The organism is Adlercreutzia sp. DFI.6.23, assembly GCF_024462535.1.
Classification (GTDB): domain Bacteria; phylum Actinomycetota; class Coriobacteriia; order Coriobacteriales; family Eggerthellaceae; genus Adlercreutzia; species Adlercreutzia rubneri.
Genome location: NZ_JANGBP010000316.1, coordinates 1 through 329 on the forward strand (window position 1 = coordinate 1; position 329 = coordinate 329).

1 rRNA gene is annotated in these 329 nt (G+C 65.3%); it reads left to right on the top strand.

The features are described 5' to 3' along the window. Nucleotides 1–329 (top strand): 16S ribosomal RNA (locus tag NE591_RS13525); the annotation flags it as partial.

Sequence of the window (329 nt, forward strand, 5' to 3'; positions counted from 1 at the left end):
GCCGGAGGAAGGTGGGGACGACGTCAAGTCATCATGCCCCTTATGCCCTGGGCTGCACACGAGCTACAATGGCCGGTACAGAGGGTTGCCACCCCGCGAGGGGGAGCGGATCCCGGAAAGCCGGTCCCAGTTCGGATCGCAGGCTGCAACCCGCCTGCGTGAAGTCGGAGTTGCTAGTAATCGCGGATCAGCATGCCGCGGTGAATACGGTCCCGGGCCTTGTACACACCGCCCGTCACACCACCCGTGTCGTCTGCACCCGAAGCGGCCGGCCGAACCCTTCTGGGGCGGAGGCGTCGAAGGTGTGGAGGGTAAGGTGGGTGAAGTCG